The 13,829-nt window shown below is 70.0% G+C and carries 11 protein-coding genes; 8 read left to right on the forward strand and 3 right to left on the reverse strand.

What is annotated here, in order from left to right:
* The first annotated feature begins 173 nt into the window (after positions 1 to 173).
* From POL72_RS37580 to POL72_RS37600, 5 genes are all read left to right on the forward strand, one after another.
* Positions 174 to 1,853, forward strand: a complete 1,680-nt coding sequence (locus POL72_RS37580; protein ID WP_272101640.1) for a protein kinase domain-containing protein — start codon at positions 174 to 176, stop codon at positions 1,851 to 1,853.
* Positions 1,793 to 4,318, forward strand: a complete 2,526-nt coding sequence (locus tag POL72_RS37585; RefSeq protein ID WP_272101641.1) for an AAA family ATPase — start codon at positions 1,793 to 1,795, stop codon at positions 4,316 to 4,318. Before POL72_RS37580 ends, POL72_RS37585 begins: the two co-directional genes overlap by 61 nt.
* A 23-nt stretch (positions 4,319 to 4,341) precedes the next feature.
* Positions 4,342 to 4,653: a hypothetical protein gene (locus POL72_RS37590; protein WP_272101642.1), complete on the forward strand. Its 312-nt coding sequence runs from the start codon at positions 4,342 to 4,344 to the stop codon at positions 4,651 to 4,653.
* Between the two features lie 135 nt (positions 4,654 to 4,788).
* Positions 4,789 to 5,802 (forward strand): hypothetical protein, encoded by a 1,014-nt coding sequence (locus POL72_RS37595; protein ID WP_272101643.1) that lies wholly within the window; start codon positions 4,789 to 4,791, stop codon positions 5,800 to 5,802.
* Positions 5,803 to 5,829: 27 nt separating this feature from the next.
* The gene (locus tag POL72_RS37600) at positions 5,830 to 7,308 is read left to right on the forward strand and encodes a hypothetical protein (protein WP_272101644.1); all 1,479 of its coding nucleotides are present in this window, start codon (positions 5,830 to 5,832) and stop codon (positions 7,306 to 7,308) included.
* Positions 7,309 to 7,341: 33 nt separating this feature from the next.
* Here POL72_RS37600 and POL72_RS37605 read toward each other — a convergent pair whose 3' ends face one another.
* Positions 7,342 to 7,959, reverse strand: a complete 618-nt coding sequence (locus POL72_RS37605; protein ID WP_272101645.1) for an RNA 2'-phosphotransferase — start codon at positions 7,957 to 7,959, stop codon at positions 7,342 to 7,344.
* A 187-nt stretch (positions 7,960 to 8,146) separates the two neighbouring features.
* Here POL72_RS37605 and POL72_RS37610 point away from each other — a divergent pair, with 187 nt between their 5' ends.
* Entirely contained in the window at positions 8,147 to 9,112 is a 966-nt protein-coding gene (locus POL72_RS37610; RefSeq protein WP_272101646.1) for a LysR family transcriptional regulator, read from the forward strand.
* Between the two features lie 60 nt (positions 9,113 to 9,172).
* Here POL72_RS37610 and POL72_RS37615 read toward each other — a convergent pair whose 3' ends face one another.
* Positions 9,173 to 9,997 carry a bifunctional DNA primase/polymerase gene (locus POL72_RS37615; protein WP_272101647.1) on the reverse strand — a complete coding sequence of 275 codons (825 nt, stop codon included), beginning with the start codon at positions 9,995 to 9,997 and terminating at the stop codon, positions 9,173 to 9,175.
* A gap of 624 nt (positions 9,998 to 10,621) precedes the next feature.
* Here POL72_RS37615 and POL72_RS37620 point away from each other — a divergent pair.
* Positions 10,622 to 12,112 carry a caspase family protein gene (locus POL72_RS37620; protein ID WP_272101648.1) on the forward strand — a complete coding sequence of 497 codons (1,491 nt, stop codon included), beginning with the start codon at positions 10,622 to 10,624 and terminating at the stop codon, positions 12,110 to 12,112.
* Positions 12,113 to 12,192: 80 nt separating this feature from the next.
* On the opposite strand, the gene POL72_RS37625 is transcribed toward POL72_RS37620, so the two are convergent.
* Entirely contained in the window at positions 12,193 to 12,735 is a 543-nt protein-coding gene (locus POL72_RS37625; RefSeq protein WP_272101649.1) for a DinB family protein, read from the reverse strand.
* Between the two features lie 285 nt (positions 12,736 to 13,020).
* Between POL72_RS37625 and POL72_RS37630 the strand changes: the two genes are divergently transcribed.
* Positions 13,021 to 13,821 (forward strand): class I SAM-dependent methyltransferase, encoded by an 801-nt coding sequence (locus tag POL72_RS37630; RefSeq protein ID WP_272101650.1) that lies wholly within the window; start codon positions 13,021 to 13,023, stop codon positions 13,819 to 13,821.
* The last annotated feature ends 8 nt before the right edge of the window (positions 13,822 to 13,829 follow it).

Consider the following 13,829-nt stretch of genomic DNA (forward strand, 5'->3'; position numbering starts at 1 on the left):
CACGCGCCGCCGCGCTGGACGGGAGGGGAGGAAAGGCCAGCGCGCCGAGCGCGACGCTCCTTGACACCCGAGGAGGCGCGGCGGTTTCATCGATGTGAGGCGTTGGCGGATGCGCTGCGCGCCGTGTCGCGTCGCGCGGGAATCGCGGACGACAAACCACGGAAGGGGCGGGCATGCATCCAAGCAACTCGTTGCTCGCGGGCGGAGCTGCGTTTGCCGATCGGTACGAGCTGCTGTCGGAGCTCGGGGTGGGCGGCTTCGGCGCGGTGTACAAGGCGCGTCAGCTCACCACGGGGCAGGAGGTGGCGCTCAAGATCATGCGGCTGCCCGAGCAGGACGGAGCAGGCCAGATCGAGCGGCGGATCGCGCGGTTCATCCGGGAGATGCGGCTCTGCGCGCAGCTCCACCACCCCAACATCGTCCAGCTCGTCGACTTCGGGCAGGTCGGGGAGCAGCTGCTCTACACGGTGTTCTCCTTCGTGCCCGGAGACACGCTGGCGGACGTGCTCGCCCGGGAGGGCGCGCTCGCGCCGCGGGAGGCGCGGCACCTGATGCTGCAGGTGCTCGACGCGCTCGCGTGCGCCCACGCGAGAGGCGTCATCCACCGCGATCTCAAGCCGCGCAATATCATGGTGCTCCCCTCGGGCGCGCGCCGCAACGCGGTGGTGCTCGACTTCGGCATCGGCGCGCTCGTCGGCTCCGATGCCGAGCACATGGTCCAGCTGACCGGCACGGGCGAGGCGCTGGGCACGGTGGGTTATGCCGCGCCCGAGCAGCTCCGCGGCCTGGACCCGACGCCTCGCATGGACCTGTTCTCGTGGGGGCTCGTGTTCCTGGAGTGCCTGACCGGAAAGCCCGTGTTCACCGGGAATTCACCGGCCGACATCCTGTACGCGCAGTTCAGCCCGGACCCCGTGCCGATCCCGCCTGCCCTCGCTGGGCACTGGCTGGGCGGGTTGCTCCGCCACGTGACCGACAAGAACGTGGACGCGCGCGACGCGCGCGCCTCGGCGCTCGTCCCCGCGCTCGAAGCCTGCGAGCTCGACGATCTGTCGCGGGAGATGATGGTCGGCGGCGGCGCGCCCCTCCGTGGCAGCCTCCCCGGGGGCCCGCGGCGGGCGCACGCCCTCTTCGAGGCCACCGTCGTGGCCCGCTCCAGCTCTCCGCCCAGGCCCGCGCCCGACGGGGAGCGGCGGCAGCTCACGGCGGTGTGCTGCACGATCGGGGTGCTCGCCGACGCGCCCCAGGCGCTCGACGTGGAGCGGGCCGACGAGCTGCTGCGCGCGCAGCTCGCGCGCTGCGCCGAGATCGCGTGCCGCTACCGGGGGCACGTGGCCGCCACGCTCGGCGATCAGCTGCTGATCTATTTCGGCTACCCGCGAGCCGAGGAGGACGACGCGCGGCGCGCCGCCCGCGCGGCGCTGGAGATCGCGGCCGAGGCGCAGGCCGAGCGCGCGCGGCTCGCCGGCCGGGCGTGCGGCTCGACGCGAGGCTCGGGGTTCACACCGGCGTCCTCGTCGCCCGGGATCTCCGCGACGCCGGGCTCAACGTGGGCGCGACGCCGAGCACGGCCGCGCGCATCGCGGCGCTCGCGCCGCCAGGCGGCGTGGCCGTCTCTGCAGAGGCCCATCGGCTGCTGCGGAGCGCCTTCACGTTCGACGGCGAGGGGCCACGGCGCGCGGGCGGGGACGGCGCGCCCCGCGAGATGTTCCTGCTGGGATCGGAGCGAGGCGCTCGGCCGACGCCGGACGAAGAGCGCCGCGGGGCGCCCCTCCTCGGCAGGGAGCAGGAGATGGCGATCCTGCTCGAGCGCTGGGGCCGGACGCGCGCAGGCGCCGGGCAATGCACCCTGATCACGGGGGAGCCCGGCATCGGCAAGAGCCGCCTTGCGCGCGAGCTGCGCGCCAGGCTGGCGAACGATCCCCACACCTTCCTGGAGCTCCGCTGCGCGCCGGACACGCAGAACAGCGTGCTCCTCCCCGTCGTCGAGATGCTCGGGCGCGCGCTGGGCCTCGATCAGCAGGCCTCGCCCGAGGGGCGGATCGCGCGGCTCGAAGGGCTCCTCTCGGGCCACGGCTTCACGCTGGCAGACGCGATGCCGCTCTTCCTGCCGCTCTTCTCCCTGCCCATGGCGCCTCCCTACGCCCCGCTCGACGTCTCTCCCCAGCGGCTGAAGGAGCTGACCCTGAACGCCGTGCTGCTGCTGCTCTTCGGTATGTCCGAGGAGCGCCCGCTGATGCTGGTGGCAGAGGACTTGCACTGGTCCGATACAACGACCCTCGAGCAGCTCACGCATCTCGTCCACGAGGCCCCTTCAGCCCCGGTGTCAGTGTTCATGACCGCACGACCTGAATTCTCACCCCCGTTCTCGACCTCCGGCGTTCAACAGGTCCCCTTGGCCCGCCTCGAGCGTGCGCAGGTGGCGGAGATGGTCACGGCGCTCCTCGGCGGAAAGTCGCTGCCCTCCGAGGTGATCGATCAGGTCGTGACCCGAACGGACGGGGTGCCGCTGTTCGTGGAGGAGCTGACCGAGATGCTCGTCGAGTCGGGCGTGCTGATCGAGCGGGACGAAGGGTACGAGCTGGCGCGCCCGCTCGCGCGGGAGGAGATCCCGAGCACGCTGCGAAATCTCCTGATGGCGCGTCTGGACCGGCTGGGTCGCGCCAAGAAGACCGCGCAGCTCGCCGCGGCGTTGGGGCGGGAGTTCAGCGTGGAGGTGCTCTCGGCGATAAGCCCGTTCGACGCGGCCGCGCTGCAGGAGCACCTGGACCAGCTGGTCGACGTCGGGCTTCTGATACGCAGGCGCCGGATGAAGACCTCGGGGTGGGCCTTCAAGCATGCCCTCGTCCGGGACGCGGCGTACGAGTCGCTGCCGCGGGAGATGCGGAGGGAGGTCCACGCGCGGATCGCGGGGGTGCTGGAGTCGAGCCATCCCCAGTGGGCGACCGACCATCCGGAGCTGGTCGCTCATCACTACACCGAGGCCGAGCTCGTCGAGCAAGCGATCCCGTACTGGAGCCAAGCAGGGCAGAAGGCCCTCCAGCAATCCGCCAGCCTGGAGCCGATCCGGCATTTCGAGCGCGCTCTCGAGCTGCTCGCGACCCAGCCGGATACGCCGGCCCGCGCCGCCAGGGAGCTCGGACTGCGGCTCTCCTTGTCGGTGGCCCTCATGGGGGCCCATGGTTATGGCGCGCCGGCGGTGGGCGCGGCGTACGAGAGGGCGCGTGAGCTGTGCGACGAGCTCGGCGACTCCAGGCAAAACTTCCCGGTCATCTGGGGGCTCAGCGCGTTCAACTGCGTACGGGCGCAGCTTGAGACCGCCGTCCAGCTCTCGGTGCGCGCCCTGAGCGTCGCCGAGAAGGAGCGTGATCCGGCGCTCCTCGTGCCCGCCCACCTGCTGCACGGAGGCAATCACATGTGGCGGGGCGAGCTCCAGACCGCGCAGGAGCACCTGGAGCGAGCCATGTCGTTCTACGACGCCGCGGCGCACGGCCCCCTGACGGCCATCTACTCCTATGATCCCGGGACGGCGAGCATGGCGTACCTGGCCATGACCCTCTGGTTTCTGGGTTATCCGGATCAGGCGATCCAGAAGGCGCGCACCGCGGTCGCCCGGACCAAAGCGCGGGGGCACGTGCACAGCTATGTACATAGCCTGTTTCGCGCCCTCCAGATCGCCGCGCTGCGCGGCGAAGGCGGCGCGGTGCTCGAGGAGATCCCGTCGCTCCTCGCGATCACCGAGGAGAAAGGGTTTCCTCTGTGGCACGCCGCGAGCATCTTCCTCCGAGGCCGGGCCCTCTGCCTGGAGGGGCAGCCGGCCCGTGGCGTCGAGGACATCCGCGCTGGGCTCCAGAGGATACGGGATACGGGCGAGCGCTGCGGCTACCCCGAGTTCGCGGTAGGGCTCGCCGAGGCCCTCGGGGAGCTCGGCCAGGTCGAAGAAGCGCTGGCGACCGTCGACGACGCCCTCGATCAAGCGGTCAAGACCCAGGGCCTCCTCTACGAAGCCGAGCTTCATCGCCTCCGTGGCGACCTAGGCCTGCGCGCCGACCCGACCGCGGCGGGCGCGGACCGGGCCGAGGAGTCCCTGCTCAAGGCCGTCGAGGGCGCTCGCCGCCATCACTCCAGATCGCTCGAGCTGCGCGCCGCGCTCAGCCTGGCGCGCCTCTGGCATCGTCAGGGGAGAGGCGCGGCCGCTCGACAGCTGTTGGTCGAACCTTACAGCTGGTTCACGGAGGGGTTCGACACCTCGCACATGAGGTCGGCCAAGGCGACGCTCGATGAGCTCTCCGGAGAGCTCGTCTCTCCGATGGAATGATTCTGACAGGATGGAGGTCTATCGTGAGCGATTCGAATCATGGTGATGCCAGGCGCGAAGAGATGATGGCCGGCGCTGGCAAGAAGCCGAAAGGGCTGCTCTCCCTGATGTACTGGGTGAAGAACGACGCCAGGATACGCGCGCGTTTCCACGAGGACATGCTGGCCACGATGGAGAGCCAGTTCGGTATCCCGAGGGGGAGCGCCGTGGCCACCGAGGTGGTGAAGGTCGCCAAGGTGAGCACGAGCCCCGCGGATTACGAGCGTGCGCTCAAGGCGCTCTGCCAGAAGCTCCTGGTCGAGGAGCTCGTATCGCCGACCCCGCCGATCTGGTGACCCTCGCCGCAGCGTGGGTCTCTGGAGCGCCGTGACACCTCACCATGGGACGGATTCGGAGACAATATGTGGTCCAGTCATGACATCAGCGAGCTGGTCGCGCCGAGGATCCCCAGCGCGTGTGTCGACCACGCCGTGAAGTCCAGCATTGGCGCGCTCACGGCGCGGCTCCCCGACCTGTTCTCTTCGTACTACATCGAGTGCCGCCTCCCAGCGGGGCAGGAACAGGTCGATTTCCTGGCCTGCGTGGCCCCTTCCCGCGACGACGACGCCCTGCGGAGCATCCGTGCCGTGGCCGACCAGCCGCCGGACGAGCTCACGCGCGACCCCGCCTGGCAATTCACCTGGGACGTCATCCGTCGCTGGTCGACGCTCGCCCACGGAGGGCCCAGCAGGATGCCCTTCCTGTGGCTCGAGTTCGACCACGTGAATACGCGCCCGGCGGTGCGGCAGTCCCCGTCGCTCTGCGTCTGCGTCGACCCTGGGTACCTGAGCACGGAGCCCTCTTCGGCTGCCTGGGACCCTCAGGATTCCTACGAGAGCTGCCTGGATCTCCTGGCGCCTGCGCTCCCCCGAGCCTTCGAGGGGGTGCTGTCCGCGAGCAACCGGAGCGTGATGAAGGCTTGCTTCCGGGGCCTCCCGCTCTCTGGTCGCATCATCCACGTATCGTTCATGCTGGCCAGAGAGCCGGCGGCGATCAAGCTCTACGGCGCCGTCCCGAGGGCGCAGCTGGTGGGTTATTTGAAGGATCTCGGCTGGCCCGGTCCGCTCGACTCGTTGGAGCAGCTCGTGAGCACCTTCTCGACCCAGGAGACGGCCGACGACACCGTCTACTTCGATCTCGCGCTCGATCACGCGCTCCTGCCCTACGTCGCTGTCGCCTTCTCGCAGCTTCAGCTGGATCACCCGGCGCGCCTGGACCCCGAGCGACGCGCGCTGCTGGAGCTGCTCGAGGAGCAAGGGCTCTGTGCCCCCGACAAGCGGCGTGCGCTGCAGGCCTGGCTGGGGAGCGCCCGCGAGTCGAGCCCTTCGGTCTCGACCGAGGCCCGTATTCATCGCTGGCTCGACGTCAAGATCACGCTTCATGCGGGGCAAGGCCTCGGCGCCAAGGGGTATCTTGGCTTCGCGCCGGTTCTTTCGGTGTTCTGACGATAGGCCCAGAGACAGAGGTTTTACATGCGCACGATCGCGATCGTAGGTGCACTGTTCACCCTGCTCGCCGGGAGCGCGTGCCTGACGGTGAGCGGAGGTGGGGGCAGCCTCACCCCCGGCGTCAAGGGCCCCGGGGCGACCGTGGGAGGAGCACCACGGTTCCCCTTCGTGAGCGGCTACGAGCTCATCAACCTGCCCGCCACATGGTACTGCGTCTCGCCGTGGAGCGAGGATCCCGGCCAGGAGCGTCGAGGCATGGAGCTCTTCGCCTGGCGCCTGTTCATCGCGCTCAACTGGCCTGGACGGGTCCCCTATCCCGGCGGCTGGACGGCCGAGCGCGAGCTCCACCGGCTGAACGCTCGGGGCGTCTATCCCCGCTGGAATAGCTGGTACACGCCAGAGCAGATTTACAGGAGTCTGAACGATGATCCCGACGACGACTCGCCGGAGCTGGACGACCCGCTGGGATGGAGTTGCCATGGCGATTGCCTGACGGACTCGCTCCGACGGGGCGCGGGCGAGGCCTCCGAGCCGCACCGGGTCGTGTACGATCAGAACGGGCAAACGGTGCTCTACGAAGTCAGGCTGGACGACAGGTGGCACGAGACGCTCATGAATGCGGTGGAGGCCGAGGCGTCAGCTCAGCCTACTGCGAATGCCGCTTATATCGACTTCAGGACGGGCCAGTGCAAGGCCCGAGGCCCGGACTCCGGAGCGGACACCTTCGATTTCGTCGGCACCATGGCGATCAAGCTCGCGTGGAAGAGGCTGTCCGAAGCGGAGAGCAAGAGCGGTCGGTTCCTCCAGAGGCTCGCCTCGCCGCGGCCGTCCGGCCCGGGGGCCGGGGACGGCAAGATCCGCCTGGGCCTGATCGGATTTCACATCATGCAAAAATCCAAGCCCTACGGGGACTGGATCTGGTCCACGTTCGAACATGTGGACAACCTGACGCCTGCCGAGGCGCCCAGCGGGCCCTCGTTCAACGATCCCAGGTGTGACGCGTCGACGTGCCGTCCCAACACGAGCAAGCAGGTGCATGTGAACGGCTCGACGATGTGCAGAACACAGATCACGCGGGTCGACCCCATACCCCCGGAAGTGCAGAAGCTCAACGCGCAGGCGCGCGATTGGTTGAAGTCGAACGATACAGTGCTCCAGCATTATCAGCTCATCGGCGTGCAGTACAAGCCGCACAGCGGGTCGAAGCCGGAGCCGGCGACGCTGAGGAATTCGGTGATCGAGACCTATATCGTGGGATCGAGCGCGCCGGGCGGGGCCGCCTCGCGGGGGCCCTGCGACATCGAACCTGAAGGGAAGCGGTCCAGCTGCCTGGGCTGCCACCGTGCGGTGCAGGAGCAAGACTTCAGTTTTGTGCCCACCCTCTCGCTATGCAATTGCGAGGACAAAGAGAAGCGGTGGATAGGCGACAGGTATTGCGAGCTGCTCGGCGTCAGCAGCAAGTGCGGGGCCGAGGAGCCAGCGAGGCGGACAGGGGGGCGCTGAGCTGCGGGAGGAGCGCGCAGGCGGGCGCCGCCCTCACCCCCGGACGATCAGGGCTCGCAGCGCCTCGGCCTCCCGCTGCGCCCGCGCGACGATCGGCAAGAGCCCCACGAGGCACTCGACCGGCACCTCCCGCACCAGGATCACCCCGTTCTGGCTGCGGAAGACGCGCACGCCGCGCGCCCGGAGCTTCGCGGGGCTGATCTCGAGCATCACGTCGACCTTCGCGCGCTTGCCCACCGCGCTTCCCAGCGCGTCGGTGCAGTGGACGTGCGTGCGCGCCGCCGGCCGGATCCCCTCGCGCGCGATGCCGCTCACGGCGTCCACGCTCGTGCCGTGCCAGATCGACGCGTCGCCGTGGACCTCCTCCCACGACGCCTCGAGGCCCGCGAGCGTCACAGGCATCCCGTCGCGCGAGTGCCCTTGCGAGGCGCGAATCCGGTCGCCGCGGATCTCGAGGCGGTTCTTCGTGTTGTTCTCCACCACCTCGTCGAGCACAGGCCGGGAGATCCGGAGCGCCTTGAGGACGTCGTCCACGGCCACCCAGCCGGCGTCGTCCATGGCGACGCCCTGCGCGGGCGCCGCGTGGCGGAGCAGCCAGGAGAGCTTCTTGCTCGTGTCGGTCAAGCGATCGCGGCCCATCTCAAGCTCCATTCTCGTCTCGTGAACCGGAGCCGCGGCCCGCGATCCGCGCGGGCAGGCAGAGGCCTCCGGAAGGTCCCTGGTCGGGACCGGGACCGAAACCGTGAAGGGAATCGGCGAGAGAAAGAATAGACGCCCGGCTATCATCCGGAAGAAGTATTTCTGGAGTCGCTATCGCGTTTTGCGATAGCTTCCCGCCATGCTCAACCTCGACTGGCTCGGCGCCTTCGTGGTCTTCACCGAGCACCTGAACTTCACGCGCGCGGCGCGGGCGCTCCACGTCTCCCAGCCGGCGCTCCACGCCCAGATCGGCAAGCTGGGCGAGGCGCTCGGCGTCACGCTCTACCAGCGGCGCGGGCAGCGGCTGGAGCTCACGGCCGACGGCAAGCGCGTCGCGGCGTTCGGGCGCGAGGTCGGCGATCGGACGCGCTCGTTCCTCGACGTGCTCCGCCACGGCGAGAGCCGGGAGCCGGTGGTGCTCTGCGCCGGGGAGGGCTCGTACCTCTACCTGCTCGGCGAGGGCATCCGCGCCTTCACCGCGCGCGCCGCGGCCCCGCTCCGGCTGCTCACGCGCGACCGCGAGGGCACGCTCGAGGCCGTCGCGGCGGGCGAGGCGCACCTCGGCGTCGCGCCGCTCGAGGGGGCGCCGGACGGGCTCGCCGCGGATCGCCTCACCGAGGTGGCGCAGGTCCTCGTCGTCCCCGACGGCCACGCGCTCGCCCGGAAGCGCCAGGTCCGGCTGCGCGACCTCGAGGGGGCGCGGCTCGTCGTCCCCGGCCCGTCGCGGCCCCACCGGGCCCTGCTCGCTCAGGCGCTGCTCTCGGCAGGTGTCCGCTGGGAGCCGGCGGTCGAGGCGAACGGCTGGGAGCTGATGGTCCACTTCGTCCAGCTCGGCGTCGGCATCGCGGTGGTGAACGCCTGCTGCCGCCTCCCCCGGGGCCTCGTCGCGCGCCCGCTGCCCGAGCTGCCGCGCAAGGTCTTCCATCTCGTCCGCAGGCGCGGCGGCGAGCTCCAGGGCGCTGCCGCGGAGCTCCGGGACGCGCTGCTCACGAACGCCTCGGCGTGGCAGAGAAACCATGCGTCGGGCGCACCGGGCGTATCGGGCGCTTCGGACGTGTCAGGCGCGCCGGATGCCGCCCCGACGGCGCCCGCGCGCCGGCGCTGAGCCTCAGCATCGCTCTTCCTGTCGCCCACCGGGCTCCTTATCGGGTCCTCGTTCCCTGGCTCAGGCCGCCTTTCTCGACTTCTGCTTGCTCTGCTTCGCCTTCTTGCCGCCGATGTCGTCCGGGCGGCTCACCAGCTTCGAGAAGTAGCTCGGCTCGCCGCTCGCCTTGGCCTCCTGGTACACGAAGGCCAGGTTCGACGCCTCGAACTTGTCGAAGAAATCATCCCACGAGATCTCCTCCAGGGTGTCTTCCCCGCTGTACCCTGGGAAATCGATCCGGAGGACGCCGGGCTCCCCCTCTTTCTCGGTCCGCGCCACCGTCGACGGGTGGCCGCCGCGCGCCTCGACCCACGCGCGGATCTCGTCGTGGTCGATGGTCATGTGGGACGCATGATCGCCCTCGGCGCCCCTCGGGCGGGCCTGCTTCCCGCGAGGACGCTGCTCGGCGCCGCCGGGCTCCTCGTCGAGGTCGATTTGGACCTCCACCTCGACGTCGAGCTCGGCCTTCTCGCGCTTCTCTTTCGTGCTCCTGGCGCTGCTCGCCTTCTCCGTGCTGCCCTTCGCCGCGCGCGACGTCGGCTTGCCCTTCTGGACCATGTCGTCCGGGCGGCTCACCAGCTTGGAGAAATTGCTCGGCTGCCCGTCCGCTGTCTTCTCCTGGTACACGAAGGCGAGGTTCGACTCCTCGAACTTGTCGAAGAAGTCCTCCCACGAGATCTCCTCCAGGGTGTCTTCCCCGCTGTAGCCGGGGAAATCGATGCGGAGGATGCCAGGCTCACCGCCCTCCTCGGTGCTCTTCACCGTCGCCGGGCGGCCTCCGCGCGATTCGGCCCACTGGCGGATCTCGTCATGAACGATGGTCGTCTTTGATGAGCTGGCCGACATGATCTTCCCTCCTGTGTTCGTGCATTCGATGGCGCGGAAAACGGCAATCTGCGTGCCAGAGGCCGATGAGAAGATCCGCGCAGGCGATGACCGACCTCGGCCATGCGGTGGCTCCCTGGAGCGAGCGTGGCGCGCCGCCGATCCCTCCCGCCGCGAGCCGTGCCGTCGCGCAGGCAACGCGCCGCGATCACCGGGCGAGACCGTGGTGAAAGGAGGGGAGCTCTGCAGTGGCCGAGGATGGGCTCGGCGATGCAATCTGCCCCGCCTGCGGCGAAATACTGCCGGTCGGCGCAGGTTCTCGCTCGAAAGCGAGGGCGTTGTCCTGGCCCGGATTGAAGCAGACAGGCAGGCAGACAGGCTGCTTGACGGCTGACAGACAGACTGCCTGGCTGACTGAAACAGCCCGACAGGGGACGCACGGCACCCTCGCGGAGGCACACGCGTACGCTGCGAGGGCATCTCTCTCGATGGCGCGCTCGCCACGGAACCAGGCGTCCCCATTGTAGCTCGCGCTCGACGCAACCACGTGGGCTGGGCCAACCCGGGTGGGCGGCGGCCGAGAGATCGAGGGAGCGCATGTCGACGCGGGTGAGCCGGTCGTGCTACCTAGAATCGAGCGCCGCGATGCGCGCTGCCGAGGCCGAGGACGTGACCGCCGCGCACCATCTGCTCCTCCGGGTCGCTGTGATCGTCGTTGCCACGGCGACCGCCGCGACCGCGGGCGCGCGCCCGCCACGCCCCGCGCCGACGGCCTCGCTGGCCCACCCGCCGCGTCCCGCGGCAGCCCCCTCGCCAGGGCGCCCGCCACGCCCCGCGCCGCCCCCCTCGCCAGGGCGCCCGCCGCGCCCTGCGCCGGCCGCCCCGCAGGCCCTGTTGCCTGCGCCGGCCGCCCCGCAGGCGCCCCCGGCTTCGCCCGCCTCTCCGGCCTTGCCTGCCCCGGCTTCTCCCGAGCCCGCCGCCTGGCGCGCGCTCGTCGTGGGCGGCGGCCCGAGGCCGCCCATGAACCAGGTGGCCATCGAAGGCCACATCCGGTACTTCCAGTCGTTGCTTCCGGCCACGGCGGAGCGGCGCGTCCTCTTCGCCGACGGGCGCCGCGGCACGCGGAGCGTGCAGTTCCTCGACGGCGAGCAGACGCGCTATCGCGCGCCCAGGCTGCCGCGCATCGACGGGGCGACCACCCGCCCCGGGTTCGACGCGATCTGGCGCAGGTTCGTCCACGCGCGCCCCGCCGACCCGCTGCTGCTCTATTTCGCCGGCCACGGGAGCCCGGATCCAGGGCACGACCTCGACAACAACGGTTTCGACCTCTGGGGCGGCGGAGCGCTGTCCGTGCGCGACCTCGCTGCCCGCATGAAGGAGCTGCCCGCCGGCACCCCCGTCGTCCTCGTCATGGCCCAGTGCTACTCCGGCTCTTTCGCGAACCTCCTCTTCGAGGGCGGCCGACCCGACGGCGAGCTGGTCGAGCGCGACGTCGTCGGGTTCTTCGCGGCGACCCGGGACCGCCCCGCGTCGGGCTGCACACCCGAGATCGACGAGGCGGACTACACCGATTTCAGCAGCTTCTTCTTCGCCGCCCTCTCGGGCGTCGATCGCCTCGGGAAGCGCGTCGACGGCGCCGATTACGACCGGAACCAGCTCGTGGGGATGAACGAGGCGTTCGCGTACGCCCTCCTCCACCAGGAGACGGGCGATGTGCCGGTCGCGACGTCCGATGTGTTCCTGCGTCGCTACGTCAACAAGCCCGATCACGAGACCATGGCGACCCCCTATTCCAGGGTCCTCTCGTGGTCGACCCCGGCGGAGCGGGCCGCCCTCGAGGGGCTCTCGGACGCGCTGGGCCTCCATGGAGAGCACCGGCTCCGGGCCGCCTACCATCGCGAGTTCGGGCCCGGGGTGGGCAGGAGAGACGTCGAGGACGTGGACTCGGCCCACCGCCTGCGGTTCATCCGGCTCGCCAAGAGCGTGGTGCTCGCGCGGACGCTGCGGCAGAGCGGCAACCGCGCGCGGATCGAGCGCTTCGAGCGGCTGCGCGCCGCCGAGGCGCGCAATCCGCTCGTCGAGGTCAGGGCGGCGAGCCAGGCGCGACAGGTCAGCCGGCGGCGCGCAGCCCGGTGATCCAGGGCTGGCCTCGCCCGCCTGCCCCAGGTGCTATCGGACCATCGGACAGCCGCGCTCACCGCGGGGCGAAGCACCTGTCACGGCCCGCGCCTCTCGTCCCGCAGCATCGCGATCAGATCGGTCGAGCCGGGGTCGATTCCCATCTGTGTGAGCAGGGTGGTCACCTGACCGCGGTGATGGGTCTGATGATTGAAGAGGTGCCCGACGGACCACCAGAGCGGAGAGGTATAGACCGTCCCGCTCCGCGTGTACGTTAGGTCGCCCGCGAGCGCCCGCTCATCGATCTCGTGCACCCAGGCGAGGATGTCCGCGTCCGTCGTGGCCCGCTCGCGGGAGAGATCGCCGAAGTCCGCATAGAGCTCCTGCGAGAGCGCGGTGATCTCGATGGCCTTCCCGCTCGGATCGCGGGAGACGAACCGCTCCGCGTCGCCGGTGAAGCGCCCCATCCAGGTGCGGTCGGCGAGCAGGATATGGTTCAACGTGCCGTGGATCGACCGGAAGAAGGCCCCGCGATCGCGCTTGCGCTCCACGTCGTCGAGCTCGCCGACCAGCGCAAAGAGCTTGTCGTTCATCCACCGGTTGTAGCGAGCCAAGGCGCGGTACTGGTCGATCCAGCTCATGAGCGACTCCTCGTTGTTCGAGATCAGGCGCGGACGCTACCACGCCCGCCCGCGACGGCGAAACCTGGACAACAACGCCTCTATCGCCCGCGGCGTCACGGCCGGCGCGCACCCCGGACCGCGCGCCTCGGGCGCATCGCCGCCATCGCGCGCAGCCGTCGAGATCGCGCTTGCTCGGTCCGTTATGGCGGACTATTGTCCTCGATAACAGACGTGGTGCTCGGAGAGACATTCCATGCGGAGCCGTCTTTCGCCGATCTCCACCTCCTCTCACAAGGAGCCACGATGGTCAGCCTTTCGCTCGATTCAGCTGTCCTGGCCGAGACCTACGATCGCGTCAGCGATCGGCAGTTCAACCACGGGAAGCTGCTCATCGAAGATCTCCAGGTTTCCCCGGGCGAGCGCGTCCTCGACGTCGGGTGTGGGACGGGCCGGCTCGGGGCGTATGTCGCCGATCAGGTCGGCCCCTCCGGCTCGGTGGCCGGCGTCGATCCGCTGCCGCTCCGGGTCGAGCTGGCGAACGGGAAGCGCCGGCCGAACTTCCGCGCCAGCGTCGGCCAGGCCGAAGATCTCTCGCAGTTCGCCGCCGGGAGCTTCGATGTCGTGTTCCTGAACAGCGTGCTCCACTGGCTGCCCGAGAAGCTCGGCCCGCTGCGCGAGGCGCGCCGGGTGCTCAGGCGGGGAGGGCGCCTCGGCATCAGCTCGGCCGCCAGGGAGCGCCCGCACGAGTTCGAGCGGGTGATCGAGGGGGTGCTGTCGTCTCTCGGCCTGACCGGCACCGCGGAGACGCTCGGCAACACGACCTACAAGGTGACCTCGGACGACCTGACGAGCACACTCCTGCTCGCCGGCTTCGAGGATCCGAGGCTCCAGATCCGGTCCTTCACCGACCATTTCGCGGACACGGACGACGTGGTCGCGTTCTACCTGGCCAGCTCGTTTGGCAACTTCCTGTCCGACCTAGATCCAGCGGAAGCCGCGCGGGTCAAGGCAGCGCTCGCGGCCGAGCTCGAGCGCCGCCGCGCGCCGGAGGGGATCCGGCTGGAACGTCATCTGATCTTCGCCGTGGCGCGCGCCGACGGCTGACCGGCCGC

The organism is Sorangium aterium (assembly GCF_028368935.1).
In the GTDB taxonomy this organism is placed as follows: Bacteria; Myxococcota_A; Polyangia; order Polyangiales; family Polyangiaceae; genus Sorangium; species Sorangium atrum.

What these genes read in the sequence shown, in the direction of transcription:
- POL72_RS37600 (WP_272101644.1), top strand. Translation starts at nt 5,830, where the DNA reads ATGCGCACGATCGCGATCGTAGGTGCACTGTTCACCCTGCTCGCCGGG.
- POL72_RS37615 (WP_272101647.1), bottom strand. Translation starts at nt 9,997, where the DNA reads ATGTCGGCCAGCTCATCAAAGACGACCATCGTTCATGACGAGATCCGC.
- POL72_RS37620 (WP_272101648.1), top strand. Translation starts at nt 10,622, where the DNA reads ATGCGCGCTGCCGAGGCCGAGGACGTGACCGCCGCGCACCATCTGCTC.
- POL72_RS37610 (WP_272101646.1), top strand. Translation starts at nt 8,147, where the DNA reads ATGCTCAACCTCGACTGGCTCGGCGCCTTCGTGGTCTTCACCGAGCAC.
- POL72_RS37605 (WP_272101645.1), bottom strand. Translation starts at nt 7,959, where the DNA reads ATGGAGCTTGAGATGGGCCGCGATCGCTTGACCGACACGAGCAAGAAG.
- POL72_RS37585 (WP_272101641.1), top strand. Translation starts at nt 1,793, where the DNA reads ATGGCGATCCTGCTCGAGCGCTGGGGCCGGACGCGCGCAGGCGCCGGG.
- POL72_RS37630 (WP_272101650.1), top strand. Translation starts at nt 13,021, where the DNA reads ATGGTCAGCCTTTCGCTCGATTCAGCTGTCCTGGCCGAGACCTACGAT.
- POL72_RS37580 (WP_272101640.1), top strand. Translation starts at nt 174, where the DNA reads ATGCATCCAAGCAACTCGTTGCTCGCGGGCGGAGCTGCGTTTGCCGAT.
- POL72_RS37625 (WP_272101649.1), bottom strand. Translation starts at nt 12,735, where the DNA reads ATGAGCTGGATCGACCAGTACCGCGCCTTGGCTCGCTACAACCGGTGG.